The 25,307-nt window shown below is 66.2% G+C and carries 23 protein-coding genes and 1 pseudogene; 14 read left to right on the top strand and 10 right to left on the bottom strand.

Annotation, left to right across the window (positions count from 1 at the left end; all coding sequences use genetic code 11):
• Positions 1–73: 73 nt before the first annotated feature.
• A complete protein-coding gene (locus tag A5724_RS05540) occupies positions 74–730 on the bottom strand; it encodes a helix-turn-helix domain-containing protein (RefSeq protein WP_067797488.1) in 657 nt (218 codons plus the stop codon).
• A 78-nt stretch (positions 731–808) separates the two neighbouring features.
• Here A5724_RS05540 and A5724_RS05535 point away from each other — a divergent pair, with 78 nt between their 5' ends.
• Positions 809–2,365 (top strand): MFS transporter, encoded by a 1,557-nt coding sequence (locus tag A5724_RS05535; protein ID WP_067797485.1) that lies wholly within the window; start codon positions 809–811, stop codon positions 2,363–2,365.
• A 30-nt stretch (positions 2,366–2,395) separates the two neighbouring features.
• On the opposite strand, the gene A5724_RS05530 is transcribed toward A5724_RS05535, so the two are convergent.
• Positions 2,396–2,575, bottom strand: coding sequence for a hypothetical protein (locus A5724_RS05530; protein WP_067797482.1), 180 nt, complete (start codon positions 2,573–2,575; stop codon positions 2,396–2,398).
• A 123-nt stretch (positions 2,576–2,698) separates the two neighbouring features.
• On the opposite strand from A5724_RS05530, the gene A5724_RS05525 reads away from it, so the two are divergent.
• Positions 2,699–4,210, top strand: coding sequence for a GMC family oxidoreductase (locus A5724_RS05525; RefSeq protein WP_067797479.1), 1,512 nt, complete (start codon positions 2,699–2,701; stop codon positions 4,208–4,210).
• On the opposite strand, the pseudogene A5724_RS05520 reads toward A5724_RS05525, so the two are convergent.
• Positions 4,199–5,553: pseudogene (locus tag A5724_RS05520) on the bottom strand (LLM class flavin-dependent oxidoreductase). The gene A5724_RS05525 and the pseudogene A5724_RS05520 overlap by 12 nt on opposite strands.
• A gap of 21 nt (positions 5,554–5,574) precedes the next feature.
• Positions 5,575–6,789: an acyl-CoA dehydrogenase family protein gene (locus A5724_RS05515; RefSeq protein ID WP_067797502.1), complete on the bottom strand. Its 1,215-nt coding sequence runs from the start codon at positions 6,787–6,789 to the stop codon at positions 5,575–5,577.
• An 89-nt stretch (positions 6,790–6,878) separates the two neighbouring features.
• Between A5724_RS05515 and A5724_RS05510 the strand changes: the two genes are divergently transcribed.
• Positions 6,879–8,135, top strand: a complete 1,257-nt coding sequence (locus A5724_RS05510; RefSeq protein WP_067797500.1) for an alpha/beta fold hydrolase — start codon at positions 6,879–6,881, stop codon at positions 8,133–8,135.
• Here A5724_RS05510 and A5724_RS05505 read toward each other — a convergent pair.
• Genes A5724_RS05505 through A5724_RS05490 form a run of 4 tightly spaced genes read right to left on the bottom strand, consistent with a single transcriptional unit; the run spans position 8,122 to position 13,512 of the window.
• On the bottom strand, positions 8,122–9,789 hold the full coding sequence (locus tag A5724_RS05505; protein ID WP_067797477.1) for an ABC transporter family substrate-binding protein: 1,668 nt from the start codon (positions 9,787–9,789) through the stop codon (positions 8,122–8,124). The two genes, A5724_RS05510 and A5724_RS05505, sit on opposite strands and share 14 nt — an antisense overlap.
• Positions 9,790–9,800: 11 nt before the next feature.
• Positions 9,801–11,636, bottom strand: coding sequence for an ABC transporter ATP-binding protein (locus tag A5724_RS05500; protein WP_067797474.1), 1,836 nt, complete (start codon positions 11,634–11,636; stop codon positions 9,801–9,803).
• On the bottom strand, positions 11,633–12,538 hold the full coding sequence (locus A5724_RS05495; protein WP_067797472.1) for an ABC transporter permease: 906 nt from the start codon (positions 12,536–12,538) through the stop codon (positions 11,633–11,635). Before A5724_RS05495 ends, A5724_RS05500 begins: the two co-directional genes overlap by 4 nt.
• Positions 12,535–13,512: an ABC transporter permease gene (locus tag A5724_RS05490; protein WP_067797467.1), complete on the bottom strand. Its 978-nt coding sequence runs from the start codon at positions 13,510–13,512 to the stop codon at positions 12,535–12,537. The genes A5724_RS05495 and A5724_RS05490 overlap by 4 nt, the downstream gene beginning before the upstream one ends.
• 223 nt (positions 13,513–13,735) lie before the next feature.
• On the opposite strand from A5724_RS05490, the gene A5724_RS05485 reads away from it, so the two are divergent.
• Together A5724_RS05485 and A5724_RS05480 are read left to right on the top strand one after the other, a co-directional pair.
• Positions 13,736–14,002 (top strand): hypothetical protein, encoded by a 267-nt coding sequence (locus A5724_RS05485; RefSeq protein ID WP_067797464.1) that lies wholly within the window; start codon positions 13,736–13,738, stop codon positions 14,000–14,002.
• 19 nt (positions 14,003–14,021) lie between these two features.
• Positions 14,022–14,264 carry a hypothetical protein gene (locus A5724_RS05480; protein ID WP_067797461.1) on the top strand — a complete coding sequence of 81 codons (243 nt, stop codon included), beginning with the start codon at positions 14,022–14,024 and terminating at the stop codon, positions 14,262–14,264.
• A 3-nt stretch (positions 14,265–14,267) separates the two neighbouring features.
• On the opposite strand, the gene A5724_RS05475 is transcribed toward A5724_RS05480, so the two are convergent.
• Positions 14,268–14,795 (bottom strand): hypothetical protein, encoded by a 528-nt coding sequence (locus A5724_RS05475; protein WP_232004714.1) that lies wholly within the window; start codon positions 14,793–14,795, stop codon positions 14,268–14,270.
• Positions 14,796–14,981: 186 nt separating this feature from the next.
• Between A5724_RS05475 and A5724_RS05470 the strand changes: the two genes are divergently transcribed.
• From A5724_RS05470 to A5724_RS05440, 7 genes are all read left to right on the top strand, one after another.
• Positions 14,982–15,686 carry a response regulator transcription factor gene (locus A5724_RS05470; protein WP_067797495.1) on the top strand — a complete coding sequence of 235 codons (705 nt, stop codon included), beginning with the start codon at positions 14,982–14,984 and terminating at the stop codon, positions 15,684–15,686.
• Positions 15,664–17,244, top strand: coding sequence for a cell wall metabolism sensor histidine kinase WalK (locus A5724_RS05465; protein WP_067797458.1), 1,581 nt, complete (start codon positions 15,664–15,666; stop codon positions 17,242–17,244). The genes A5724_RS05470 and A5724_RS05465 overlap by 23 nt, the downstream gene beginning before the upstream one ends.
• A gap of 22 nt (positions 17,245–17,266) precedes the next feature.
• On the top strand, positions 17,267–19,132 hold the full coding sequence (locus tag A5724_RS05460) for a glycosyltransferase family 39 protein (protein ID WP_082964876.1): 1,866 nt from the start codon (positions 17,267–17,269) through the stop codon (positions 19,130–19,132).
• Positions 19,133–19,179: 47 nt separating this feature from the next.
• Positions 19,180–20,454: a bifunctional glycosyltransferase family 2/GtrA family protein gene (locus tag A5724_RS05455; RefSeq protein WP_067797456.1), complete on the top strand. Its 1,275-nt coding sequence runs from the start codon at positions 19,180–19,182 to the stop codon at positions 20,452–20,454.
• Between the two features lie 28 nt (positions 20,455–20,482).
• Complete coding sequence (locus A5724_RS05450) at positions 20,483–22,357, top strand: glycosyltransferase family 39 protein (RefSeq protein ID WP_067797452.1); 1,875 nt, start codon at positions 20,483–20,485, stop codon at positions 22,355–22,357.
• Positions 22,358–22,386: 29 nt separating this feature from the next.
• Entirely contained in the window at positions 22,387–22,677 is a 291-nt protein-coding gene (locus tag A5724_RS05445) for a hypothetical protein (protein ID WP_082964878.1), read from the top strand.
• A 133-nt stretch (positions 22,678–22,810) separates the two neighbouring features.
• On the top strand, positions 22,811–23,302 hold the full coding sequence (locus A5724_RS05440) for a carbonic anhydrase (RefSeq protein WP_067797436.1): 492 nt from the start codon (positions 22,811–22,813) through the stop codon (positions 23,300–23,302).
• On the opposite strand, the gene A5724_RS05435 is transcribed toward A5724_RS05440, so the two are convergent.
• Positions 23,299–23,724: a PaaI family thioesterase gene (locus tag A5724_RS05435; protein ID WP_067797433.1), complete on the bottom strand. Its 426-nt coding sequence runs from the start codon at positions 23,722–23,724 to the stop codon at positions 23,299–23,301. The two genes, A5724_RS05440 and A5724_RS05435, sit on opposite strands and share 4 nt — an antisense overlap.
• Positions 23,725–23,899: 175 nt before the next feature.
• Between A5724_RS05435 and A5724_RS05430 the strand changes: the two genes are divergently transcribed.
• A complete protein-coding gene (locus A5724_RS05430; RefSeq protein WP_067797430.1) occupies positions 23,900–24,337 on the top strand; it encodes a hydrogenase in 438 nt (145 codons plus the stop codon).
• 35 nt (positions 24,338–24,372) lie between these two features.
• Complete coding sequence (locus A5724_RS05425) at positions 24,373–25,194, top strand: transporter substrate-binding domain-containing protein (RefSeq protein ID WP_067797427.1); 822 nt, start codon at positions 24,373–24,375, stop codon at positions 25,192–25,194.
• Positions 25,195–25,307: the final 113 nt, after the last annotated feature.

Here is a 25,307-nt window from a genome sequence, read left to right as displayed (position 1 = left end):
GACAACACTGGCTTCACTGCTTGTCGGCGAACGCTTCTGAGCCCACATCAAACTTGACAGGAGATACCGCCAGCTAGGACGCCAACAGTCCGGGGTCGCCGGTGAGCGCGAACACCCGCCGCATCGCCGCCACCGCATCGGCATCGCCGTCGAACGCGACCCGCCGCAATGCGGCCTTCCGCTCGGCTGCTGTCGCGCCGAGTCGTGCGCCGATCAGGGCGGCCGCCGTCGCGGTGACGCTGACCGCCGGCGGGCCCTGTGCGGCGTTCAGGCCGTGGCTGTCGACGGCGAATTCGAACCGGCGGCCGTCGATGTCGACACGGTACGACGCACCTAGATCGCCCCGGCCGGGGTCGAAGGCCAACAATATGCCCGCAAGGAAACCGTTCAGCGGCGTCAGCGCGCTGTCGTCGGCCGCGACCATGTCCAGGCCGAACGTCGCGATCGCCTTCACCACGGGCAGCACCTTGCGCCAGCCCGTCTCGCTCAGCGTGTAGACCGTGCGCGCGACCGGTGGCGGCAGCTCCCCCCTTGTCACCAGACCCGCGTCCTCCAACTCGCGGAGGCGGTCAGCCAGCAGGTTCGTCGCGATGCCCGGCAGTTGCGCGCGCAGGTCGCTGTAGCGGCGGGCGCCGCCGATCAGCTCGCGCAGGATCAGCAGCGTCCACCGCTCACCCAGCACGTCAAGGCCCTTGGCGATCGGACAGTTCTGCTGATAGCTCCTCGGCACGGGAATAACTCTACCCGTTAGACAAGTAAATAGTCGTATTGCTTGAAAAACTTGTCTGAAAGGTTTACGGTTCTGTCCATGTCCAGTCGTCACTCGATCGCCGCACTCGCCTTCATCTGCCTCAGCGTCTTCGTCATCAGCGTCGACGCGACCATCGTCAATGTCGCCCTGCCCACGCTGTCTCGCGAACTCGACGCCGACACCGCGCAACTGCAATGGATCGTCGACGCCTACACCCTGGTGATGGCGGGACTCATGCTGTCGGCGGGCAGTCTGTCCGACCGGTTCGGCCGTCTCGGCTGGCTCAATGCAGGCCTCGCACTCTTCGCGATCACATCAGCTATTGCGGCGCAGGTGAATTCGGCTGAAGGTCTGATCGCCGCCCGCGCGGCGATGGGGGTCGGTGCCGCGGTGATCTTCCCGACCACCTTGTCGTTGATCACCAACATCTTCCCCGACCCAGTGAAGCGGGCCAAGGCGATCGGACTGTGGGCCGCGATGGTCGGTGTCGGCGTGGCCGTGGGCCCGATCACCGGCGGCTGGCTGCTCGAACACTTCTGGTGGGGCGCGGTTTTCATGGTCAACGTGCCGGTGGCCGTAATCGCCGTCATCGGTGGCCGGTTGTTCATCCCGACATCGCGCGACCCCGCGGCACCGCCGGTCGACGCGCCCGGCCTGCTCCTGTCGTCGATCGGCATCACCGCACTGGTCTACACGGTCATCGAGGCGCCGACCTGGGGATGGCGCAGCGCCCACACCGCAGCAGGATTCGCGGTGTCAATCGTGGTGCTCGCCCTGTTCGCCCTGTGGGAGCGGCGCACCCCACATCCGATGCTCGACGTATCCGTCTTCGCCAACCGGCGGTTCTCGGGCGGAAGTCTGGCGGTCACCGCAGGCTTCCTGACGCTGTTCGGCTTCATTTTCGTCATCACCCAGTACTTCCAATTCATCAAGAGCTACACCGCATTTGAGACCGGAGTACGCCTACTGCCGGTGGCCATCTCGATTGCCGTCGCCAGCATCGCCGGACCCCGCATCGTGCAACGGATCGGCACCACTGCCGTGGTTGCCGGCGGACTGATGGTCTTCGCCGCGGGGCTCGCCTGGGCGTCGACTGCCGACGCCGCCACGCCCTACCTCGAAATCGCCTTGCAGATGGTGCTTCTCGGCGGTGGCCTTGGCCTGACCACGGCGCCGGCCACCGAATCGATCATGGGATCGCTGTCCGCGGACAAGGCCGGTGTCGGCTCGGCTGTCAACGACACAACCCGCGAGTTGGGCGGCACCCTTGGCGTCGCGATCGTCGGCAGCGTGTTCGCGTCGATCTACACCGCCCGGCTTAGTGACAACTCGGTCATCACCGCCCTGCCAGCGCAGGCTCGCGACACCCTGGAGCGGTCAATGGCCGCAGCCCAGCAGGTCATTGGTCAGCTGCCGGGTGCCGCCGCGCCGGGGGTCCGCGCCGCCGCGAACAGCGCGTTCCTCGACGGTATGCAGGCCGGTTCACTGGTCAGCGCAGGCATTGCATTCGGTGCGGCGATCGTCGTCGCCTGGCTGCTACCCGCGCGAGCCCAGCAGTCAGTTGCAGAAGGAAGCCACCCCGCCCGTGCAACGGCCCTTCACCGGCGTCTTTGAGAAGTTGCCGCTCATCGTGCCCGCGCCCGATTACGAACCGGGTGCGGTGACGATGCGACCCGCGCCGACCGGCGGAGAATTGGTGGCCACAGTGCCGACATTGGTGCCGCCCCGCGGACCCACCAACTGGATGAGGGCCACGAGCGGCGCACCGATCCCAACCGCAAGGACCTTCACGGCGGCGTTTTTCGTCAGAACCGTGGTTGCCAACCATAGCTCCGTGGTGCTGTTTAGCGATGTCTTACGCGATTTTCACGCCGAATAGAAGATTGCTGATATTGACGTCTTTGTAAACCCCGTCGGGTTTCTCCGTCGCCTCTTAGACTGCGGCAGGTGGACGCCGACTACATCGTGGTAGGGACCGGCTCAGCCGGATCCATCGTGGCCGACAGGCTCAGTGCCGATCCGACCGCTTCCGTCGTCGTGCTCGAGGCGGGCCCGCGGGACAAGGACAAGTTCATCCACATCCCGGCCGGCTTTGCGAAGTTGTTTCGCAGCGCGATGGACTGGGACTACCTGACCGAACCGCAGAAGCAACTCGACGGACGCGAAATCTATTGGCCTCGAGGCAAAGTGCTCGGCGGGTCGTCGTCGATGAACGCCATGATGTGGGTCCGCGGCTTTCCCGCCGACTACGACGAGTGGGCGCAATACGCCGGCGAACAATGGAACAACGCGAACGTCGAGAAATACTTCCGGCGCATCGAAAGCGGTCCGCTGGTGCTCTCGGCGCAGCGCAGTCCACGCAAGTCGACCGCCGCGTGGCTGGCCGCCGTGGGCGAATGCGGCCACCACGGATTCGTCGAAACCCTTGTCACACAGCGCAGGGGAGCGCGCTGGAGCACGGCCGACGCGTATCTCAAGCCGGCGCTGCAGCGGAAGAACCTGACGCTGCACACCGAAGCCGTCGTCACCCGCATCCTGTTCGACGGGACACGGGCAACAGGAGTGGAATTCGAGCAGCTGGGCCAGCGACGGGTGGTGCGAGCCGCACGTGAGGTCGTGTTGTGCGCGGGTGCGATCAACAGCCCGCAACTGCTGATGGTGTCGGGCGTCGGCCCGCGCGGCCATCTTGCCGAACACGGTATCGACGTGGTGGCCGACGTACCCGACGTCGGCGCCAATCTGATTGACCACCTTGTCGTTCCGCTGGGCTTCGACGTACCCGACGACACGCTGTTCGCCGCCGAGAAGCCGCTGGAACTGGTCAACTACCTCCTCCGCAGGCGCGGCATGCTCACCTCGAACGTCGGCGAGGCGTACGGGTTCGTCAAGAGCCGCGACGACCTCGACCACCCGGATCTGGAGCTGATCTTCGCACCCGCCCCGTATTTCGAGGAGGGTCTGGGCGATCCCTACGACCGGCACGCCGTGGTGATGGGGCCGATCCTGCTCAAACCGCACAGTCGCGGCACCATCACGCTGCGCTCGGCGGATCCGAACCACAAGCCGGTCATCGACCCGAAGTACCTGACCGACGATGCCGGTGCCGACCGCGCGGCGCTGATGGCCGGGCTCCGGATGTGCGCCGACATCGCCAAGACCGCAGCGCTGAAAGGCATCATCGGCAAGGTGGCGCGACCGCTCGGCGCGACGGAACTCGACGACGAGACGCTCGAACGCGCGCTGAATTCGTTGTCGCACACGCTCTATCACCCGGTCGGCACCTGCCGGATGGGCAGCGACGACGCCAGCGTCGTCGATCCCGAACTCAGGGTGCGCGGTGTGGACGGGCTGCGGGTGGCCGACGCGTCGGTGATGCCGACCATCATCCGCGGCCACACCCACGCACCGAGCGTACTGATCGGCGAGAAAGCCGCCGATCTGATTCGGTCAGCTTGCTGACTGCAACCGTTTCGACGGCTCGAACGAAACCGGACCGAGCCCGAGGTGCTCGCGCAGCGTGGTGCCGGTGTATTCGGTGCGGAACAGTCCTCGCCGCTGCAACTCCGGCACCACCGAATCGACGAAATCGTTGAAGGTGCCCGGTGTTTGGGCGGCGGACACCATGAACCCGTCGGCTTCGCGGGCGTTGAACGACTCCTCGATCTGGTCGGCGACCTGCTCGGCGGTACCGACGAACTGTGGTAGCAGCACCCCCTGCGCATACCATTTGCCGACGTCGCGCAGCGTCAGGTTGTCGCGGTTGGCGACCCGTCGCACCGCGTCGAACAGCCCCTGCGTGCCGCTGACTTGCACATCCTCGACGGGCGCGTCCAGGTCATAGCCGGAGAAGTCGTGGTCGGTGTGCACCGACAGCGTGATCAGCCCGGAGATCGGGTCGGCCAGTTCGTTGTGAAACGCCTGCTTCTCGCGGGCGATCGACTCGGTCTCGCCGATGAACGGGATGAACGCCGGGAAGATCAACACCTGGTCGGGATCGCGGCCGAAGTTGACGGCGCGGGATTTCACGTCGTCGTAGTACGCCCGGCGACCTTCGGGTGTGGGATCGATTTCGAAGATGGCCTCGGCCCAGCGGGCCGCGAAATCCTTACCGGTGTGCGATGAACCGGCCTGGATCAGCACCGGCCTGCCCTGCGGCGAGTGCGGCACGTTGAGCGGCCGCGCGAGCGGAAGTACTGCCCGTTGTGGTCGACCGGGCGGATCCGCGACGGGTCGGCGAACACTCCGTTGGCCTTATCCAGCACCAGCGCATCGGGGTCCCAGCTGGCCCACAACTCCAACGTGGTGCGGACGAACTCGTCGGCGCGCTCGTATCGGAACTCGTGATCCAGATGGTTGTCGTGGCCGAAGTTCTGCGCCTCGCTCTGGGTCAGCGAGGTGACGATGTTCCACGCCACCCGGCCCTGGGTGATGTGGTCAAGGCTGGAGAAGATGCGGGCTAGTTCGTACGGGTGAAAGTAGGTGGCCGACTTGGTGATTGCGATGCCGAGTTTCGAGGTCACCGCCCCGATGCTGGCCGCCACGATCGACGGGTCGAGCGTGGCGGTGGCCTGCGTGCCGCGGCGCAGTGGTTCGGTGATGTCGTCGCCGAACCTGACCGGCGCAGCCAGCAGGTCGGCGAAGAACACGAAGTCGAACTTGCCGCGTTCAAGGATCCTGCCGATGCGGTGGTAGTAGTCGGGCGTGGTGAATCGGGTGTCGCTGCCCGGATGCCGCCAGGCGGCGTGCGAGTGGGTGACCTGGGACGCGATCTGAAATCCGCCGAGGTGCAGTTGACGTGCCACGGGGTAGTCCTTTCATCGCCGTCAGAAGTAGGCGTTGGCTGGAATTGCGGTGCCGTGTAACAGGTTCTGGCCGATCACCCGCGCCTTGTACGCCACCGGGTTGTGCAGCGTGATGGTGCGGATATTGCGCCAGTGCCGGTCGAGGTTGCGCTGTCTGCTGGCCGCGCTGGCCCCGCCGAGTTCCAGCAGTCGGGTGGCGGCCTCGGGCGCGACGTTGTCCAGATGCACCTTGACCTTGGCCACCTTCAACTGGGCCGCCTCGGCGAGGTCTGCGTCGGGCACGCCGTCGATCTCCGACGCGGTGGCCGCCGCGATCGCCTCGGCCGCGTCGAGCACGGCGGCTTTGGCGATGTAGGCCGTCGCGGCCAGTTCGCCGAGTTGCTTCTGATACAGCGGGTCATCGGTTGGGCGTTCCGACAGCGCATGGCTGAAGCTGCGGTCCCGCGACCGCAGCAGCGCAACACCGTCGTCCACGACGCTCGCCAGAATGCCGGCGACCACCGCGTGGATGTACAGCTGCAACGACGCGTACTGCACCGTGGGCACCGGGGCCGCGTCGTACGGCGTGTCGCTCAGCAACTCGTCGGTGGACACCGCGACGTCGGTGAACACCGTGGTACCGGTCCCGGTGCGGCGCTGCCCGAAGCCGTCCCAGTCGTCGATCAGCTGCACACCGTCCCGGTCGGCGGGCACCACGACCGTCGCGACGGAGTCGTGGTCGGTGGTGGTGGCGACGGTGAGATAGTCCGAGAACAGCGTGCCGGTGCTGTAGTACTTCTCGCCGGTCAGCCGGTAACCGCCGCCGTCGGCGGGCAGCAGGCGGGTGTTGAACACCAGGCTGCCGACGGCCAGAGAGCCCTTCTCGCTGAACGCGTTGCCGAAGATCTTTCCCGTCGCCACCTTGTGTAGCCAGCGCGCCGAACTGGGATCGTCGGCGGTGCGCAGCCGTTCCTCGACGAACCAGAAATGTGTCCGAAAGATGTGGGCCACAATGGGATCGGCCTGCGCCACCTCGATCACTGCGGAGAACAGTTGGGGCACAGTGAATCCCGAGCCGCCGAGGTGCTCGGGGAGCCGCAGTGTGCCGAAGCCGGCCCGCTTCAGCGCAGCGACTTGGTCGAATGGGTTCTCGTCGTTGAGGTCTCGATCCTTTGCGCCTGCGGCGATCTGGGCCAGCAGGTCGGCCCATGCTGAGGTGCCGGGCAGCAGGCGGGTAACGCGGTCCGCGGAGGTCATGGGACGGTTGTACCGATATGGCGTCCCGGCGTGCACTGCTTTCGATCATCCGGAACCTAAGGACCGTCGAGGGGGCAGAATGGCGGGTGATGACGATGAACGCCAAGCGTCGGCGGGCGCACGAGAAGCTCGCTGCGTTGCCGGGTGTGCGAGCGGTGCGGCGGCCGATCCGGGGGGACGGCGGCGAGCACTTCGACCTGTTCTACGTGCGCACCGGCCGCAAATCGGCGCATCCGCTGGTCGTCATTCCCGGCGGCCCCGGCGCCGCCTCGATCGCGCTCTATCGGGGATTTCGCAGGCGTGCCGCGGCCGAGGGGCTCGACGTGATCATGGTCGAGCACCGCGGCGTCGGGATGTCTCGCCACGACGACAGCGGCACGGACCTGCCCGAGGAGGCGCTGACCATCAACCAGGTGGTCGACGACGTGGCCGCCGTCCTCGACGACGCCCAGGTGGACAAGGCGGTCATCTACGGCACCTCGTACGGCACGTATGTGGCCGCCGGGGTCGGGGTGCGTCACCCACAGCGGGTGCACGCGATGATTCTCGACTCGCCGGTGCTGTCGGCCGACGACATCGACGCGGTCAGGGCTGAAACCCGCAGGGTGCTGTGGGACGGCGACGGCGCGCAGACCGCTGACCTGGCGGCCAAGGTGCGCGAACTGGTGCAGCAGGACAAGCTGAGCCCGGAGTCCACTCAACTCGCGGCGGCCGTATACGGTTTCGCGGGCCCACAGGTGCTGCGCCGCCAGCTCGACCTGCTGCTGGCCGGCCGCCGGGCGCTGTGGTCCGTGCTCGACCGCGGCGCCCATTTTATTTTCGAACGCAAAGCGCCGTATCGCCACGAGCCGGACCTGGTCGGCCGAATCGGCTACCGCGAGCTGAACTACGCCGCCGCCCCCGACGGCAAACCGCTAGACCCGGCGGTCGTGTACCGCGAGATGGGCATCGGCACAACAGAGTTCGAAAAGGAACCGTTCGACCTGGTCGCGGAGATGCCGAAGTTCACGTGGACGACCGTCGTCATCTCAGGGGGTCGCGACCTGATCACGCCGCCCGTGGTGGCGCGCAGGATCGCCTCGCTGGTCCCCGACGCCGTCCTCGTCGATCTCGCGACGGCGGGACACTCGGCGATCGATCTGCGTGAGCGGGCAGCGTTGGACGTCATCAAGGCCGTCTATGACGGCACCAGTTCCAACCTGCCCGCCAGGGCCCAGGAACTGGATTCGACGCCAGGCGGGCTCGGGGTGCGACTGTTGATCTGGGGAATCGCCGCGGCCGCCGCCGTGGAGAAGGCCGTGCCTGCCGCGGTCCCGCGCACTGTGCAGCGCGTCACGGCTTCATGAAGCCGATCTTGGTGTAGTCGAGATCGCCAAGACCTGCTGGCCCGAAGTTCGCCAAAGTGCTTCGTACGGCGACGTTGCCCGTGGATTGGAACAGCGGCAGGCTGAATCCTTCTGCCCAGATCAGCTTGTCGAGCTCGTTGGCGCGTACCCGCGCCTTCTCGGCGTCGAGTTCGTCGAGCGTCTCGTCGATCTTGGCGTCGATTTCTAGGCTGCCGATCTTGCCGAAGTTGCTCTCGCCCTGCGAGGCATAGATCTGGGTAAGTGACGAAAGTGCGAAAGCATCTCCGGACCAAGCGAACTGCGCGATGTCGAAATTGCCCACGGTGACGTAATCCGTGAACAAAGTGCCGCCCCGGGCAGTGACCAGTTCGAGCTTCACGCCGATTTGCGCGAGGCTGTTCTGGGCGATCTGAGCGATTTGCTTGGTGGTCAACGAGTCGTAATACACGTCACGGATCACGAGCTGGCGGCCGTCTTTTTCCCGGAATTGCCCGTTGAGCTTCCAGCCCAATGCATCGAGCTCTTGCTCGGCCTTTTCCTGGTCAAACGCGACGATCTGGCTGTTGTCCTGATAGCCATCTTGGCCCGCGACATAGAGGTGATTGTTCAACGCTGCCGGTTTGTCGGCCAGACCGCGCTGCGTCACATCGGCGATCGTCTGCCTGTCAATGCCTTTGGAGATGGCGAGACGCAACGCCTTGTCCGCCAATATCGTTCCTGGCGCACCATTGAAAGTGAAGTGGTACCAGCTGAGCGCAGGAGCCCGTCGAATCGAGACTCCCGGTGTCCGCCTTGCGATTTCCAGCTCATCGAGCGAGGCCAGACCAGTCGCGTCGATGGTGTTGTTCTGCAGCGCTGGGACGCGCGCGGCGTCGTCGAGTACCAGATAGGTGATGCTGTCGAGAAGCGGCGGCGTGCCCCACCATTTCGGGTTCCGCGTCAGCACGATCCGCTGCGCGGTCCGGTCGACGGTCGAGACGATGAACGGGCCTGCTGACGGGCCAGGCGCGTTCAGTTGGGCCTTGTTGAACGCATCTGGAGTGGCGGTCATGCTCTTCGGCAGCAGCATCCCGTTGCCGGCGAACATGGCGCGCCAATCGCCGAACGGCTTGGCGAACGTGATGACTGCTTGGCGGTCGTCGACGCCGCGGGTCACCGATTCGACGCGTTCGCTGCCGTTGGGGCTTGCGAACGCGAAGGCCTTGTCCTTGCCGCTGGTCGCGTGGATCTGTGCGGCGATGTCCTCCCACGTGAGCGGCGCGCCGTCGCTCCAGACAGCTTTGGGATTGATGGTGTAGGTGACGACCTGAGGGTTTGTTCCCGTCAGTTCGATCTTCGTGAAGTAGTCGGTGTTGACCGTCGTCGAGCCATCCGGGGCGATACGGAAGGCGCGGGGCATGGTGGCTCGTAACATCGCCGCGCCGGTGCCTTCGCTGTCGATGTGCAACGGGTTGAAGTTGTTCGGAAACAACGGCAGCGACAACCGCAGGTTGCCGCCCTGCTGCAACTTGGCGATGTCCTGGGGGTTGATGTCGTTGGCGCTGCCGACCTCCGCAGACCCGCCCGCCGGCGGCGGTGCTTCCTCCTTGCCAGAACACGCGGTGAGGAGGAGCCCGGCGACGACGGCGAGCACGGCGAAGTGTCGGATCTTCATGGCGAGGAAGGTTACCTGCGATTCGGGTTCGGCTGAGGAACTGCGGCAAGGAGGCGGCGGGTGTACTCCTGCTGCGGATTGGCAAACACCGCATCACCGTCACCCTGTTCGACCACCTTTCCCTTGTACATCACGGCCACCCGGTGGGCTAGGTGCTTGACCACCGACAGGTCGTGCGACACGAACAGATACGAAAGGCCGAACCGGTCCTGCAGGTCGAGTAGCAGGTTGATGATGCCCGCCTGGATGGAAACGTCCAGCGCCGATACGGGTTCGTCGAGCGCGAGGATCTTCGGTTGCAATGCCAGCGCCCGCGCGATGCCGATGCGCTGCTTCTGCCCGCCGGAGAATTCGGCCGGATACCGGCTGGCGTCCTCGCGGCGCAACCCCACGATGTCGAGCAATTCCGTCACCCGCTCATCGGTGCGATTCTTGTCGAAACCGTTGGCCTGCAAGGGTTCTGCCAGCACGTCGAACACCGGTAGGCGCGGATCCAGCGAGGCGACCGGATCCTGGAACACCACTTGCAGGTCCCCGCGCAGCGCTCGCCTGGAATGCCGGTCGAGCGTCGCGACGTTACGGCCGAGTACCTCGATCGACCCGCCCTGTGGTGTGGACAGCTCCAGAATCTGGTGCAGCGTCGTCGACTTGCCCGACCCGGATTCCCCGACGATGCCCAACGTGCGGCCCTGCGGTAGCTCGAAGCTGACGCCGTCCACCGCACGCACCTCGCCGACCTGCCTGCGCAGCACCACGCCCTTGGTCAGCTTGTAGGTCTTCACCAGGTCGTCGACACGCAACACCACCGGCTTACCGGCGTCGACCACCGTGTCACGCGGTTCGGTCGACACGCCGTAGATGTCCGCGGCGGTCCGTCCCGCCACGTGCTCGGTCCGGATACACGCGGCCCGATGCCCGGCCGCGATCTGGAGCAACGCCGGTTCGGCGGCGCGGCACTGCTCGATGGCCAACGGGCAACGCGGTGCGAACGGACAACCGGGCGGCAGCGCCGCCATCGACGGCGGCGCACCGGGAATCGGCACCAGCCGCGCCCCCTGCTGGGCGTCCAGCCGCGGCACGGACCCGAGAAGCCCAGCGGTATAAGGCATTCGGCGGCCGCGGTACAGGACGTCGACGGGCGCTGTCTCGACGGCCCGTCCGGCGTACATCACCAATGCGCGGTCGGCGAACTGCGCGACCACCCCCAGATCGTGGGTGATGATCAGCACGGCGGCGCCGGTGACGTCGCGGGCGGTCCGCAGCACGTCGAGGATCTGCGCCTGCACCGTGACGTCGAGGGCAGTGGTCGGTTCGTCACAGATCAACAGATCGGGATCGTTGGCGATTGCTATCGCGATCACCACCCGCTGCCGCTCCCCGCCGGACAGCTCATGCGGAAAGGCCGCGGCCCGCCGCTCGGGTTGGCCGATGCCGACGAGTTCGAGCAGTTCGACGGCCCGCTTCCTGGCTTCCCCCTTACCGATCTCGGGACGGTGAACCTGCAGCGCCTCGGCGATCTGGTCGCCGACGGTGTAGACAGGGGTCAGCGCCGACATCGGGTCCTGGAAAACCGTGCCGATGCGCCTGCCGCGAATCTTCGACAACTGGTTATCGGACAAGCCGAGCAGCTCATCACCATGCAGCCGAATCGAGCCGGACACCTCGGCGTACTCGGGCAGCAGCCCGATGATCGACATCGCCGTTGCGGACTTGCCGGATCCGGATTCACCGACGAGCGCCACGACCTCGCCCTCGGCCACCTCGAAGTTCATGCCGCGCACCGCACTCACCCGCTCGGCGTCGGTCGGGAAGGTGACATGCAGATCGGACACCGTCAGCAGGCTCACGAGCGGCGCCTCCGCAACGTCCGCGCGCTCGGGTCCAGTGCGTCGCGTAACGCGTCGCCGACAAGGTTGGCGCACAAGATGATCAGCACCAGAACGCCCGCGGGGAACAGGAACACCCACGGGAAGGTCGTCACCGATTTGGTGCCGTCGGCGATCAGCGTCCCCAGCGAAACGTCGGGCGGCTGGATACCGAAACCCAGGAAGCTCAGCCCGGTTTCGGCGAGCACCGCCACCCCGACGTTCAGCGCGGTGTCGATGATGATGATCGATGCGACGTTCGGCAGGATGTGGCGCACGATGATCCGCCAGTTGGGCACACCCATATACCGTGCGGCGGAAACGAATTCACGTTCACGCATGCTCAGTGTCATGCCCCGCACTATTCGCGAACTGATCATCCAACTGAACGCGGACAGCAGGATGATCAGCCACATCACGTCGCCCTTGGTTCGCTGCACGACGATGGTGATCAGCAGGAAGCTCGGCACCACCAGCATCAGGTCGACGATCCACATCAGCGTGCGGTCCCGCCATCCGCCGAAATAACCTGCGACGGTTCCCACCGTCGCCGCGATGACGGTCGAGATGAACGCCACGAAGACACCGATGAGCATCGACTTCTGCATGCCGCGCAGGGTTTGGGCGAGTAGGTCCTGGCCCAGCGCGTTGGTGCCGAACCAGTGGTCGGTGCTCGGTGGCTGCTGCAGGGCGTAGAAATCGAGATCGGTGTAGCTGTACGGCAACAGCGGCGGCAACGCGTAGCACGCGACGAACAGCGCCACCAGCAGCGCCAGCGAGATGACACCCGGCTTGTTGCGCAGGAACCGGCGCCGTACCAACGCGCTTCGCGAGGCGAACTGTTTGACGTCGACACCAGACTTTGCGGTGATCGGTTCGCTCATCGCACCCGCACCCGTGGATCGAGGGCCGCGTAGATGACGTCGGACAACAACCCCGCCAACAGGATCGTCACGCCCGAAAAGAGCGTGATCGCAACGACGATGTTGGTGTCCTGGGTCGCGATGCCCTGCACGAACCACTCGCCCATGCCGTGCCAGCCGAAGATCTTCTCGGTGAACACCGCGCCGGTAAACAGGCCCGCGACGCTGTAGGCGAACAAGGTGGCCATCGGAATCAACGCAGTGCGCAGTCCGTGTTTGAACAACGCACGTCGCCGGGTCAATCCCTTGGCGCGCGCGGTGCGGATGAAGTCCTGGCCCAGCACGTCGAGCATCGCATTGCGTTGATAGCGGCTGTAACCCGCGATCGCGCCGAGCGCCAACGTGAACGACGGCAGCACAAGGTGTTGCACCCGATCGACGAATTGGTTCCAGGCGCCGCCGACCGCATCTGGTGACGTCTCGCCGGTGTACTCGAACAACTGCAGACCGAGCACCGAGTTCACGCGCAACGCGGCCAGGATCAACAGGTTGGCGACCACGAACACCGGCGTGCTGATCACCAACAGCGACAACACCGTGATGACACGATCGGACAGCCGGTACTGCCGGATCGCCCCCCACGCGCCCACCACGACGCCGATGATCGTGCCCGCCACCGAACCGATCACCAACAGCCGGAGGCTGACGCCGATGCGGCGCCAGAGTTCGTCCGACACCGGCTGTCCGCCGATGGTGGTGCCGAAGTCGCCGTGCATCACCCCCGACACCCAATGGCCGTAACGCAGCGGAATCGGTTTGTCGAGCCCGAGCTCGGTGGCCTTGGCGTCGATCACGGCCTGCGGCGGTCGCGGATTGCGCTGCAGCAGGTTGTCCAGCGGACGAAACGTCAGCGAGGCCAACGAGAAGGTCAGAAACGAGGCCACCGCCAGCAGCACGACATAGTTCAGCAACCGCCGGGCGAGGAAACGCGTCATCGGCTGCGTCCCCTCGCTACGTGCATGACGCACAGGGTAAGAGATGGACCTTCCGGCAGCCCGTTGTTGCAGTTGGACGCGCCTAGTCGATTCACACTGCACTTCAAGGGTGCTTTCAGTTTCAAGGAGTCGACGCTACCCGGGAAACGTTTCGCCTCCGCCGCCTTCGGTTACCCGAACAGGGCAGGACTGTGCGAGCCAAGACCAAAGGGAGTGGTCAGAGGTGAATTCGAGACAGTTGAAGGTTGTGTCGGCCATCGCCGGTGTCGCTGGGGTAGTGGCTATGGGCGCGCTGACGGTCACGATGAGCGACGTCAGCGTGGCAGAGCCGCCGGAGCCGGCACCGCCCGGTCCGGTCACGACGTCGGAGGTCACCACGGGGGAGACGATCACCGAGTCCGTGGTGCCCGAGGCGCCGGAGACACCTGCGGTCGTGCCGCCGATCACCACGACCCCGTCGGAGAACCCGCCGACGGCGGTGCAGCACTAGCCAACCAGGAGATACGCGCATGAAATCGAAGCAAGTGAAGGTCGTTGCCGCGAGCATCGGTGCCGGCGCCGCCATCGCCATGGCCGGACTGGGACTCGCGTTCGCCGGTCCGACGGGCGGCGCTGGTGTGCTGAGTGAGGGCCCCGAAGTCACACTCGGCGAGACGACGACGTCGACAACCGCGCCTAGCGAACCGGAGACCACGTTCGTCACACCGCCTGTCACGGCTGAGCGGCCCGATGGCTTCGCGCCAGGCGGCTGATCGCTAACTGTGGTGCGTCGGCCCGCCCTGCGGATTGCCGATGTTGGTCACCGTCAAGGTGCCGCCGTTGCGGGTCGCCCGGACCTCGACCTGGTCGTTGACGGCAAAGGGGACGCCCGCGTTGCCCGCGGTGCTGGGAATGGCATAGGTCTGGTTGAAGCCGTCCTCGCTTCGGACCGAGATCGATGTCGGCGATAGTGCGGTCACCGCGCCGGTCTGCGTGACGACGGTGACGTAGGCCCCAGGACCGGCGGGTTCGACGAACTCGCCGTGCAACGACTGCGGTTCCGTCTGGCGCGGACCGATCGAACCGTGCTGGCCGGGTGGGCCGCCCGGGCCGAATGCCTGGTGAGGTTGGCCGAACGAGTGCGGACTGCCCGCCGTGGCGGCGTAGATGGCGGCACCACCTAGGGCCGCGATCACCGCCGCGACAGCGACGGCTGCCGCGCTCTCGCGCCAGCCCCAACCGCGGGATGGGGTTTGCGGAGCGCCCCAAACGGGCGCGTCAGGGGCGATCTGGTCGGTGCTCATGCGACCACGGTGCAGGCGTTTGGTGTGAATTCGCTGTGTGTTGTGTCAGCGTCGGATGTGTCTGTGTGTCTTCACAGCTGACGCATAGATAGGGCACAGTCGTGACATATGGCCGCCACCAATAATGGGCGCGTGTCCAGTTCGAGCGCTTTCACGGTCAACGACAACGATCCCGGACGCGTCGTGATGCGACGTGCGGACGGTAAACCCATCCACGTGTTGGTTGTCGACGACGAGCCCGTACTGGCCGAACTGGTCTCGATGGCGTTGCGCTACGAGGGCTGGGAGATCGCCACTGCGGGTGACGGTGCTTCGGCCATCTCCGCCGCCAAGGAAACTCCGCCCGACGTGGTGGTGCTCGATGTGATGCTGCCGGATATGAGCGGCCTCGACGTGCTGCACAAGCTGCGTGAACAGATCCCTGGGCTGCCGCTGCTGCTGCTGACCGCCAAGGACTCCGTCGAGGACCGCATCGCGGGTCTGACCGCCGGCGGCGACGACTACGTGACCAAACCCTTCAGCCTCGAAGAAGTGGTGCTGCGTCTGCGTGCGCTGTTGCGACGCACGGGTGTGACCAGTGAAACGGGCGGCGCCAAGATCGTCGTCGGCGATCTGGTGCTGGACGAGGACAGCCATGAGGTCACCCGCGGCGGTGACGTGATCTCGCTGACCGCGACGGAGTTCGAACTGCTTCGGTTCATGATGCGCAACTCCAAACGCGTGCTGAGCAAGGCGCAGATCCTGGACCGGGTGTGGAGCTATGACTTCGGCGGGCGGTCCAACATCGTCGAGCTGTACGTGTCTTACTTGCGCAAGAAGATCGACAGCGGGCGTGAGCCGATGATCCACACCTTGCGCGGCGCCGGATATGTCCTCAAGCCCCCGCGCTGACGCGCTTCGCGGCCGCTTCCGCGCGCCGCGGAGTTGGTCGTTGCGGGCCCGGCTGCTGGCTACCCAGATCGTTCTGCTCGCCCTGGTGTGCGCCGCGGTCGGTGTGGGCACCGAGCTTGCGCTGCAACGCTTTTTGATGAATCAGCTCGACGACCGGCTTGTCGAGACCGGTCACCGCTCCGTCGGGCTGTTCGAATTCGGCCCTCCGCCAACGCGACCCGACATGGGGCCGATGCCCGACTTCCGCCGTCGCGTCATCATCCGCAACGACTTCGGCCCCGGCCCCGCGTTTCTCAACGCGCCAGGACAAGCCGCGCGAACGGTGGGAGCGGTCGTCCATCGCGGTGCGCCGGTCGACGCGGGCATCATCAACGCCGACGGCTCTCAGAACGCAATCAGCGCAACTGCCGCACAACAACTCGCAAACGTCACGCCGAACGAGAAGCCGATCACGGTGGACCTCGACGGGCTGGGCCGCTACCGCGTCATCGCGATGCACGCGCGGGGCCCCGGCGTGACGATCGTGACCGGCCTGCCCACGTCCGACGTCGACGACACGCTGCTCTCGGTGCTGGCGATCTTCGCCATCGTGGCGGCGGTCGCGTTGATCGGCGCCACCACTGCGGGCATCGTGATCATCCGACGCCAACTCGCCCCGCTGTCAAGGGCTTCCGAGGCCGCCCGCCAGGTGGCCGACCTGGAACTGGACCGTGGCGAGGTGCGGTTGCCGACGCCGATCGTCAAGGTCGACCCGGCCCGCGCCGACACCGAGATCGGCCAACTGGGCTCGGCGCTGAACCGGATGCTCGACCGCATCGCCGGGGCGCTGTCAGCCCGGCACGCCAGCGAGACCCGCGTCCGGCAGTTCGTCGCCGACGCCAGCCACGAACTTCGCACACCGCTAGCCGCCATCCGCGGCTATACCGAACTGGCGCAACGCAAACGAGACGAGCTACCCGACGACGTCGCACACGCGATGAGCCGCGTCGAATCCGAAACCGAGCGGATGACACAACTCGTCGAGGACATGTTGCTGTTGGCCCGACTGGACACCGGGCGGCCGTTGGAGCGGGAACAGGTCGACTTGTCGCGTCTGGTCGTCGACGCGGTCAGCGACGCCCACATCGCCGGACCCGACCATCAGTGGTCGTTGGATCTGCCCGACGAACCCGTCGTCGTCAGCGGTGACGAGGCGCGGCTACACCAGGTGCTGGCGAACCTGCTGGCCAACGCGAGAACTCATACCCCACCCGGCACGTCGGTCACCACGTCGCTGGCCGTCGACGAAAGCGGTTCCGCCGTGCTGACCGTCAGTGACGACGGCCCCGGGATACCGGCATGGTTGCAGCCCGAGGTGTTCGAGCGGTTCGCCCGCGGTGACTCGTCGCGTTCGCGGCGCGGCGGCAGCACCGGGTTGGGGCTTGCCATCGTCGCCGCCGTCGTTCGCGCCCACGGCGGCACCATCGGGGTGCACAGCGTGCCTGGCAGGACCGAGTTCGTGGTGACGTTTCCTGGCAATTCACAGTTCAGTCACAGCCCGGCCAAAACCGGCGCCTAGCGGACTCACGGAAACTCTTGGGGTGACGACCCTGGTTCTCCCCGGCGAGCAGACAGAAAGTGCCCCGACATGCCGCAGTTTTCGGACACTTTGCGTCTGGTCGCGCGTGAGACTGGCCGTGCTGCTCGCGGCGACGGGCGTCCTCTACCTGTGGAACCTCTCGGCGAGCGGATGGGCCAACGCGTTCTACTCGGCGGCCGCGCAGGCAGGCGCCAGCGACTGGACAGCCATGCTGTTCGGCTCGAGCGACGCCGCCAACGCGATCACCGTCGACAAAACTCCCGCAGCGCTGTGGATCATGGACATCTCGGTGCGGGTGTTCGGACTCAACTCGTGGAGTATCCTGGTGCCTCAGGCGCTGGAAGGTGTTGCGGCGGTGGCGGTGTTGTACGCCGCGGTGCGGCGCATCAACGGCGAAGCCGCGGCCCTCTTGGCGGGCGCGGTGTTCGCGCTGACACCGGTCGCCGCGTTGATCTTTCGTTTCAACAACCCCGACGCGCTGCTGGTACTGCTGCTCGTCGGCGCCGCTTACTGCGTGCTGCGGGCGTGTGAAAAAGACGGCAACCGCTGGTGGTTGATCGCGGCGGGCGCACTCGTCGGGTTCGGGTTCCTCGCCAAGATGCTGCAGGCCATCCTGGTGCTGCCGGGCTTCGCGGCCGCCTACCTGGTGGCGGGTGCCCCGTCGATGCGACGGCGAATCGCCGATCTGCTGGCCGCCGCCGCGGCCGTCGTCGTGTCCGGCGGTTGGTATTTGTTGCTCGTTGAGCTGTGGCCCGCGTCGTCGCGGCCCTACATCGGCGGCTCCCAACACGACAGCATCGTCGAACTGGCATTGGGCTACAACGGTTTCGGCCGGTTGACCGGCGACGAACCCGGCGGCCTCGGCAACATGAACTTCGACGTCGGCTGGGGCAGGCTGTTCGGCAACCAGATGGGGCCGACGATCGCGTGGCTGCTGCCCGCCGCGGTGATCTGCCTGGGCGCCAGCGTGATGATCACACGGCGCGCACCCCGAACCGACCCGACACGCACGGCGCTGATCCTGTGGGGCGGTTGGCTGGTGGTCACCGCGGTGACGTTCAGCTTCGCCAACGGCATCCTGCATCCCTATTACACGGTGGCGCTCGCGCCTGCCGTCGCAGCACTGATCGGTATCGGCGCAACATTGTTGTGGCGCAACCGCACTGACGTCCGCGCTGCGACGGCACTGTCCGGCACGGTGCTGGTGACCACCATTCTCGCGGCTGTGCTGTTGTCCAGGAACGCCGACTGGATGCCGTGGCTGCGGGCCGCGGTCGCGGCCGGGGGAGTGGGCGCGGCGGCGCTGCTGCTGGTCGCCGGTCGCCTGGTCAGGCCCGCCGCAAGGGCGGTGGCCGCGCTGGCCGTCGCGGCGTGTCTGGCCGCACCGGCAGCGTATTCCGTCGCCACGGCGGCCGCGCCGCACAGCGGTGCGATCCCGTCGGTCGGCCCTGCGCGGCACGGCTTCGGCGGCTGGACCGGACCCGGGGGTCTATTGGACTCGCCGACGCCGGGGCCCGCGTTGGCAGCCACGCTGTCCGCAGACGCAGGCAAGTACACGTGGGTGGCGGCCACCGTCGGCTCCAACAACGCGGCGGGATACCAATTGTCAAGCGGCGCACCGGTGATGGCGATCGGCGGGTTCAACGGCACCGATCCGTCGCCGACTCTCGAAGAGTTCCAACGCGACGTCGCGGCGGGCCGGATCCACTACTTCGTCCGCGGCAAGATGACGATCGGACACTGGGGCCTCTCGACGGGTCGCAATGCGTCCTCCGACATCGCCGAATGGGTGGAAACCCACTATTCGCCGCAGACCGTCGACGACGTGCTGATCTACGACCTCACCCAGCCGCCGCGCGATTCATAGCTTGCGCATAGCTTCGGCCAACGGAGCACATACTCTGCTGTCCAAACATGGACGTCATGACAGAAATCGCCCTTGAACCCGACACCGGCCTGGCCCACCGCATCCACTTCGCACCGCGGCCGAACGCCGCCATCGCGGCTCGCGCCGCAGGCGTGCCGGTGCTCGACGTCGTGGTGCCGGTGTACAACGAGCAAGCCGCTCTCGCCGACTCGATTCATCGGCTGCACCGCTACCTGCGGGAAAATCTCCCGTTCGAGGTGCGGATCACGATCGCCGACAACGCCAGCATCGACGCCACCCCGCGCATCGCCGCCGAACTCGCCGCCGAGTTGACCGACGTGCGCGTCGTCCGCCTCGAGCAGAAGGGCCGTGGCCGCGCACTGCACGCGGTGTGGTCGACCTCGGATGCGCCGGTGCTGGCCTACATGGACGTCGACTTGTCGACCGACCTCGCCGCCCTGGCGCCGCTGGTCGCGCCGCTCATCTCCGGCCACTCGGATTTGGCCATCGGGACCAGGCTGGGCCGCGGGGCCCGTGTGGTGCGCGGACCGAAGCGCGAGATCATCTCCCGCTGCTACAACCTGATCCTGAAGTCCACGCTGGCCGCCGGATTCTCGGATGCACAGTGCGGCTTCAAGGCCATCCGCGCCGATGTCGCCGAGCGCCTACTGCCACACATCGCCGACACCGGCTGGTTCTTCGACACCGAATTGCTGGTCCTCGCCGAGCGCAGTGGCCTGCGGATCCACGAGGTCCCCGTCGACTGGGTCGACGACCCCGACAGCCGCGTCGACATCGTCGCGACCGCGACTGCGGACCTCAAAGGCATCGGCCGGATGCTGCGTGGCTTTGCCGACGGTTCGATACCGGTGAACACCATTGCCGCGCAACTGGGTTCGTCACGTAAGGCGGCCGCGCCCGGATCGCTGCTGCGCCAGGTGGTCCGGTTCGGCGCCATCGGTGTCGCGTCCACCGCGGCGTACGTGGTGTTGTTCATGCTGACCCAAGGCTGGGCCGGCGCGCAGGCGGCGAACCTGATCGCGTTGCTGCTCACCGCGATCGGCAACACTGCCGCCAACCGGCGGTTCACCTTCGGAGTCGGTGGCCGCTCCAATGCGACACGCCACCACATCGAGGGGCTGGTCGTGTTCGGCATCGCGCTGGCCATCACCAGTGGTGCGCTTGCCGTGCTGCATGCCGTCGTCGCACAACCACACCACCTCGTCGAACTCGCCGTGCTCGTGGTCGCCAACCTGGCAGCCACCGCCGTGCGCTTCGTGCTGTTGCGGGGCTGGGTGTTTCACCCCCGCCGGACCCGCTGATTTCCACCAACGACAAAAGGAACCTCTGATGACGATCACTGCCGACGCGCCGACACAGACAGCGGCGGCGCCCGACGTGCCGGCACGACGCGATCCGTGGTGGATCCGTCCCGCACTGCTGGCGCTGCTGGTGGGGACCGCCGCGCTGTACCTGTGGGGACTCGGATCCTCGGGCTGGGCCAACGACTACTACGCCGCAGCGGCGCAGGCCGCCACCCAGGACCTGAAGGCCTGGCTGTTCGGCTCGCTGGACGCGGGCAACGCGATCACTGTCGACAAGCCGCCTGCCGCGCTGTGGGTGATGGGGTTGTTCGGCAGGCTATTCGGGTTCAGCGCGTTCACGATGCTGCTGCCCGAAGCGCTGATGGGCGTCGGTGCCGTCGCACTGCTGTACGCCGCCGTGCGCCGCACCAGCGGACCCGCCGCCGGTCTGATCGCAGGTACAGCGCTGGCGCTGACACCGGTTGCGGCGCTGATGTTCCGGTTCAACAACCCGGACGCGCTGCTGGTGCTGCTGCTGGTGGCCGCCGCGTACTGCATGCTGCGGGCCATCGAGACGGCCAGCACACGCTGGATGGTTGCGGTGGGCGTCGTCATCGGGTTCGCATTCCTGACGAAGATGCTGCAGGCGTTTCTGATCGTGCCCGGGCTTGCCCTGGCCTTCCTGGTCGCTGCACCCGTCGGCTTTTGGAAGCGGATCGGCAAGTTGTTGGTCGGCGCCGCCGCGATGGTGGTGTCGGGTGGCTGGTACGTCGCGCTGGTCAGCCTCTGGCCCGCCGACTCGCGCCCGTACATCGGCGGCTCCACCGACAACAGCCTGCTGCAACTGGCATTGGGCTACAACGGGATTCAGCGTATCGCCGGCGGCGAAGGCGGACCAGGGGGTTTTGGCGGACCGCGAGGCGCGAACCTGTTCTTCGGCGGTGAAGCCGGTATCGGCCGACTGTTCGGACCGTCGATGGGCGCCGAGGCGTCGTGGCTGTTGCCCGCTGCGCTGATCGGACTGGCCGCAGGCATCTGGTTCACCCGGCGCACCGCACGCACCGCACGCGTGCGCGCCGGCCTGCTGTTGTGGGGTGGCTGGCTGCTGGTGACCGGTGCGGTGTTCAGCTTCATGGACGGGATCGTGCACCCGTATTACACGGTGGCGTTGGCGCCCGCGGTGGCCGCGTTGGTCGGCATCTCGACGGTTGAACTCTGGCGGGGAAGGCACTTCCTGTGGTCGCGTATTGTGTTGGCGGCCATGGCCGCAGCCACCGGCGTCTGGGCGTTCATCCTGCTGGACCGCACACCGGATTGGTTCCCCGCGTTGCGCTGGGGGGTGCTGGTCGGCTCGGTGTTCGTCGCGGCCGTGACCGCCGTAGGGGCGCAGCGGTTGGGCCGTGCGGTGGTCGTATTGAGCACTGCCGCAGCGCTTTTCGGACTGGCCGCACCCACCGCGTTCGCGATCTACAACGTCACGCACACCAGCGGCGGCCCCGGCATGATGTCCGGCCCCAGCCGCATCGCCGCGTTCGGCGGCCACGGCTTTGGCGGACCAGGCGGCCCAGGTGGGCCCGACGCCGACAACACTGCCCTGTTCGAGTTGCTGAAGGGCGCCGACAGCCGTTGGGCCGCAGCGGGTATCGGCTCGATGGGCGTGAGCCGCCTCGAGCTGGAGTCGGGCGCGTCGCTGATGGCGATCGGCGGGTTCAGCGGTGGCGACAACTCGCCGACGTTGGCCCAGTTCCAGACGTATGTCGCCGACCATCAGGTGCGCTACTTCATCGCCAGCGACCGCCGTGGCCCGATGCACGGGAAATCCGGTCCCGCACAGCAGATCAGCGAGTGGGTCAGCCAGCACTTCACCGCGACCAATGTGGGCGGCACCACGGTCTACGACCTGAACCAACAGCCCCATTGAGACGTCATTAGACACGGAAAGGAATGCACATGTTGATCAAGCGACTGATCTCAGGGACCGTCATCGCGGGCAGCCTCGCAGCAGGGGCGCTCGGGCTGGGCGCAGGCCTGGCGAACGCAGAACCGTGGCACGGGCCTGGCCCAGGCTGGGTGCACCCCGGCCGGCCGGACATCCGGTGGGAAGACCGGGCCGCCTACGACCGCGCCGTCATCGACCACCGGCCCTTCCTGTACGGAGGCCAGTGGGTGAACCCGGTGTTCGACCCCGGCTACCGGGCGTGGGGCTTCTGGCGCGGGCCGGTCTGGATCCCGTTGCTCTGACCCCGCCCCCCGATCAGACGGCCGCCCTGCTGCCCCCGGCAGGGCGGCCGTCGCATCGATACGCGGTGATTTTCACCGTTGCATCGGGTGGCGCCGTTGCTATGGTCGCGTCGACGCGACCAAGGAGGCCCAAATGTCAGTGACCGACGAGTACCTCAAGAACAACGAGGCGTACGCGAGCACCTTCTCAGGCCCGTTGCCGCTGCCTCCCAGCAAGCACGTCGCCGTGGTGGCATGCATGGACGCCCGCCTCGACGTCTACCGGATCCTCGGCCTCGGCGACGGCGAGGCGCACGTCATCCGTAACGCAGGCGGCGTCATCACCGACGACGAGATCCGCTCACTGGCGATCAGTCAGCGGCTGCTCGGCACCAAAGAGATCATCCTGATCCACCACACCGATTGCGGCATGCTGACTTTCACCGACGACGGATTCAAACAGCAGATCCAGGACGAAATCGGCATCAAACCGGAATGGGCCGCCGAGAGCTTCATCGATATCGAAGAAGACGTCCGTCAGTCGCTGCGCCGCATCGAGGCCAGCCCGTTCGTCACGAAGCACGAATCGCTGCGCAGCTTCATCTTCGACGTCGCCACCGGCCGACTCAACGAGGTCACGCTCTAGCCGATCTTGTAGGTGGCGATCGCCTTCGCCACCGCCTGGCCGTCGGATGTGACGACGTCGACGTCGCAGTTCACCAACGTCTTGCCCCGGCGCAGGACACGGCCGATCGCGATCAGATCGGTCGCCCGTGCAGGCGCCAGATACTGCACGGACATCGACGTTGTCACGCCGCGCAGTGAGTCCGGCACGTCCGCACCCGCCCACGCGGCGGCCATCACCGCGACATCCGCCAGCGCTGCGATCGCGCCGCCGTGCACCATGTCGGCGATGGTGACGTTGGTCGGATCCCACGGCAACCGCAGGCGGACCTCGTCGGCGTCGAGAACGTCGGCGGCGATGCCCAGCTTGGTCACCAACGGCGACGACGGAAGGAACTGCGCGATGACGTCCGCGCCGGTCTGGCGTTGAGTGGGAGTAGACATGAAATCAGTATCAGCAGCGGATCAATTACCCATGACGTAAGCGTTGAATGAAGTACCTGCTCGAACCCGATCCGCGTGTCCCATTCTGTGGGATTCGCGGCTTACCAGCTATACGTGGCCGGGCCGACGGGCTCAGACACTGGTTCGAACGGTTGTCGCACAGAAGGAGGACAGAATGCCGACAGCAGATCGCCGGCTGATGCGCCACGGGGTGTTGTTGTTTTTGATCGGACTGGTCACCGGCCTGCAGGAGCGGCGCTTCAAGAACATGCGGATGGCATTGTCCGCCCACCTGGAAGGCGTGATGAACGGGACCTTCCTGATCGCCGTGGGAGCCATCTGGGGCCACGTGAAGCTGTCGCCGAATGCGGCGCGCGTCGCCCGTTGGACGTTGCTGTTCGGCACATACGGCAACTGGTTCTTCACCGCACTCGGCGCCGCATTGGGGACCGCCGCAGCGAATCCGATTCTGTCTCAAGGCCATCGCGGCAAGCCCTGGCAGGAAAAAGTTGCCGGGGCCGGTTTCCGCAGCATCGCCTATTCGATTCTTGTTTCAACGGTGATGATTGCGCGGGGTCTCAGCCGCCGAACGTCTCAGGAGAGTGCGGGCTGACCTGCGCAGCACAGTCGACGGTACACACTCGACGCATGAGGAACATCACTGCGGTCGTTTCCACATTGGTCGCCATGGCGCTTGTCGCTGGTTGCAGCTCGACGCCGACGCCGACGGCACCCCCGACCGCGATGCAGACGGCGGGCGGTTTACCGCAGATCATGCAGCGCGGTTCGGTCCGCGTCTGCAGCACCGGCGACTATCGGCCGTTCACTTACCGCGATCCGCAAGGCAATTGGAGCGGACTGGATATCGAGATGGCCCACGACATGGCCGATCGGCTCGGTGTTCGACTGGACGTCGAACCGACCACGTGGGCGAATCTGGTCAACGACCTGAACGGCAAATGCGATGCCGCGATGGGCGGGATCAGCATCACGCTCAACCGCGCCAAGCAGGCGCTCTACACCGCTCCCTACCTGCGTGACGGGAAGGCGGCGATCGTGAGGTGTGCGGACGCGTCGAAGTTTCAGACGTTGGCGGATATCGACCATCCGGATGTGCGCGTGGTGGTCAATCCCGGCGGCACCAACGCCGACTTCGACAAGGAACATCTGCACCAGGCGCAGATCATCACCAATCCGGACAACAACACCATCTTCGACCAACTCACCAGCAACGCCGCGGACGCGATGATCACCGACTCCAGTGAAGTCCGTTGGCAGACCAACCAAAATCCGCAGCTGTGCGGGGTCAGCCTGGACCATCCGTTCACGTTCGAGCAGAAGGGCTATCTGGTACCGCGAACCGGGTCGGATCTACAGCAGTGGATGAACCAGTGGCTCAACATTGCGCAGAACGACGGAACCTATCCCCGGCTGAGCCAGAAGTATCTGGGCGACGTGCTCGGGCCGTAAACCCTCCCGCGAGCAGACGTAAAACTGCCCACTTCGGCCGGCGGTTTCACGCGGTGATTGCAACAGTGGGTGGTTTGGGTGGTTCTGAGAGTAGTTCGTCGAGGACTTCGGCG

This window comes from Mycobacterium sp. ACS1612 (genome assembly GCF_001667505.1).
In the GTDB taxonomy this organism is placed as follows: Bacteria; Actinomycetota; Actinomycetes; order Mycobacteriales; family Mycobacteriaceae; genus Mycobacterium.
The sequence above is the reverse complement of the archived record's forward strand: the minus strand, read 5'-3'. Positions and strand labels throughout refer to the sequence as shown.

What these genes read in the sequence shown, in the direction of transcription:
- A5724_RS05535 (WP_067797485.1), top strand. Translation starts at nt 809, where the DNA reads ATGTCCAGTCGTCACTCGATCGCCGCACTCGCCTTCATCTGCCTCAGC.
- A5724_RS05515 (WP_067797502.1), bottom strand. Translation starts at nt 6,789, where the DNA reads ATGACCTCCGCGGACCGCGTTACCCGCCTGCTGCCCGGCACCTCAGCA.
- A5724_RS05510 (WP_067797500.1), top strand. Translation starts at nt 6,879, where the DNA reads ATGACGATGAACGCCAAGCGTCGGCGGGCGCACGAGAAGCTCGCTGCG.
- A5724_RS05505 (WP_067797477.1), bottom strand. Translation starts at nt 9,789, where the DNA reads ATGAAGATCCGACACTTCGCCGTGCTCGCCGTCGTCGCCGGGCTCCTC.
- A5724_RS05495 (WP_067797472.1), bottom strand. Translation starts at nt 12,538, where the DNA reads ATGAGCGAACCGATCACCGCAAAGTCTGGTGTCGACGTCAAACAGTTC.
- A5724_RS05490 (WP_067797467.1), bottom strand. Translation starts at nt 13,512, where the DNA reads ATGACGCGTTTCCTCGCCCGGCGGTTGCTGAACTATGTCGTGCTGCTG.
- A5724_RS05480 (WP_067797461.1), top strand. Translation starts at nt 14,022, where the DNA reads ATGAAATCGAAGCAAGTGAAGGTCGTTGCCGCGAGCATCGGTGCCGGC.
- A5724_RS05475 (WP_232004714.1), bottom strand. Translation starts at nt 14,795, where the DNA reads ATGAGCACCGACCAGATCGCCCCTGACGCGCCCGTTTGGGGCGCTCCG.
- A5724_RS05470 (WP_067797495.1), top strand. Translation starts at nt 14,982, where the DNA reads ATGCGACGTGCGGACGGTAAACCCATCCACGTGTTGGTTGTCGACGAC.
- A5724_RS05465 (WP_067797458.1), top strand. Translation starts at nt 15,664, where the DNA reads ATGTCCTCAAGCCCCCGCGCTGACGCGCTTCGCGGCCGCTTCCGCGCG.
- A5724_RS05455 (WP_067797456.1), top strand. Translation starts at nt 19,180, where the DNA reads ATGGACGTCATGACAGAAATCGCCCTTGAACCCGACACCGGCCTGGCC.
- A5724_RS05450 (WP_067797452.1), top strand. Translation starts at nt 20,483, where the DNA reads ATGACGATCACTGCCGACGCGCCGACACAGACAGCGGCGGCGCCCGAC.
- A5724_RS05445 (WP_082964878.1), top strand. Translation starts at nt 22,387, where the DNA reads ATGTTGATCAAGCGACTGATCTCAGGGACCGTCATCGCGGGCAGCCTC.
- A5724_RS05440 (WP_067797436.1), top strand. Translation starts at nt 22,811, where the DNA reads ATGTCAGTGACCGACGAGTACCTCAAGAACAACGAGGCGTACGCGAGC.
- A5724_RS05435 (WP_067797433.1), bottom strand. Translation starts at nt 23,724, where the DNA reads ATGTCTACTCCCACTCAACGCCAGACCGGCGCGGACGTCATCGCGCAG.
- A5724_RS05430 (WP_067797430.1), top strand. Translation starts at nt 23,900, where the DNA reads ATGCCGACAGCAGATCGCCGGCTGATGCGCCACGGGGTGTTGTTGTTT.
- A5724_RS05425 (WP_067797427.1), top strand. Translation starts at nt 24,373, where the DNA reads ATGAGGAACATCACTGCGGTCGTTTCCACATTGGTCGCCATGGCGCTT.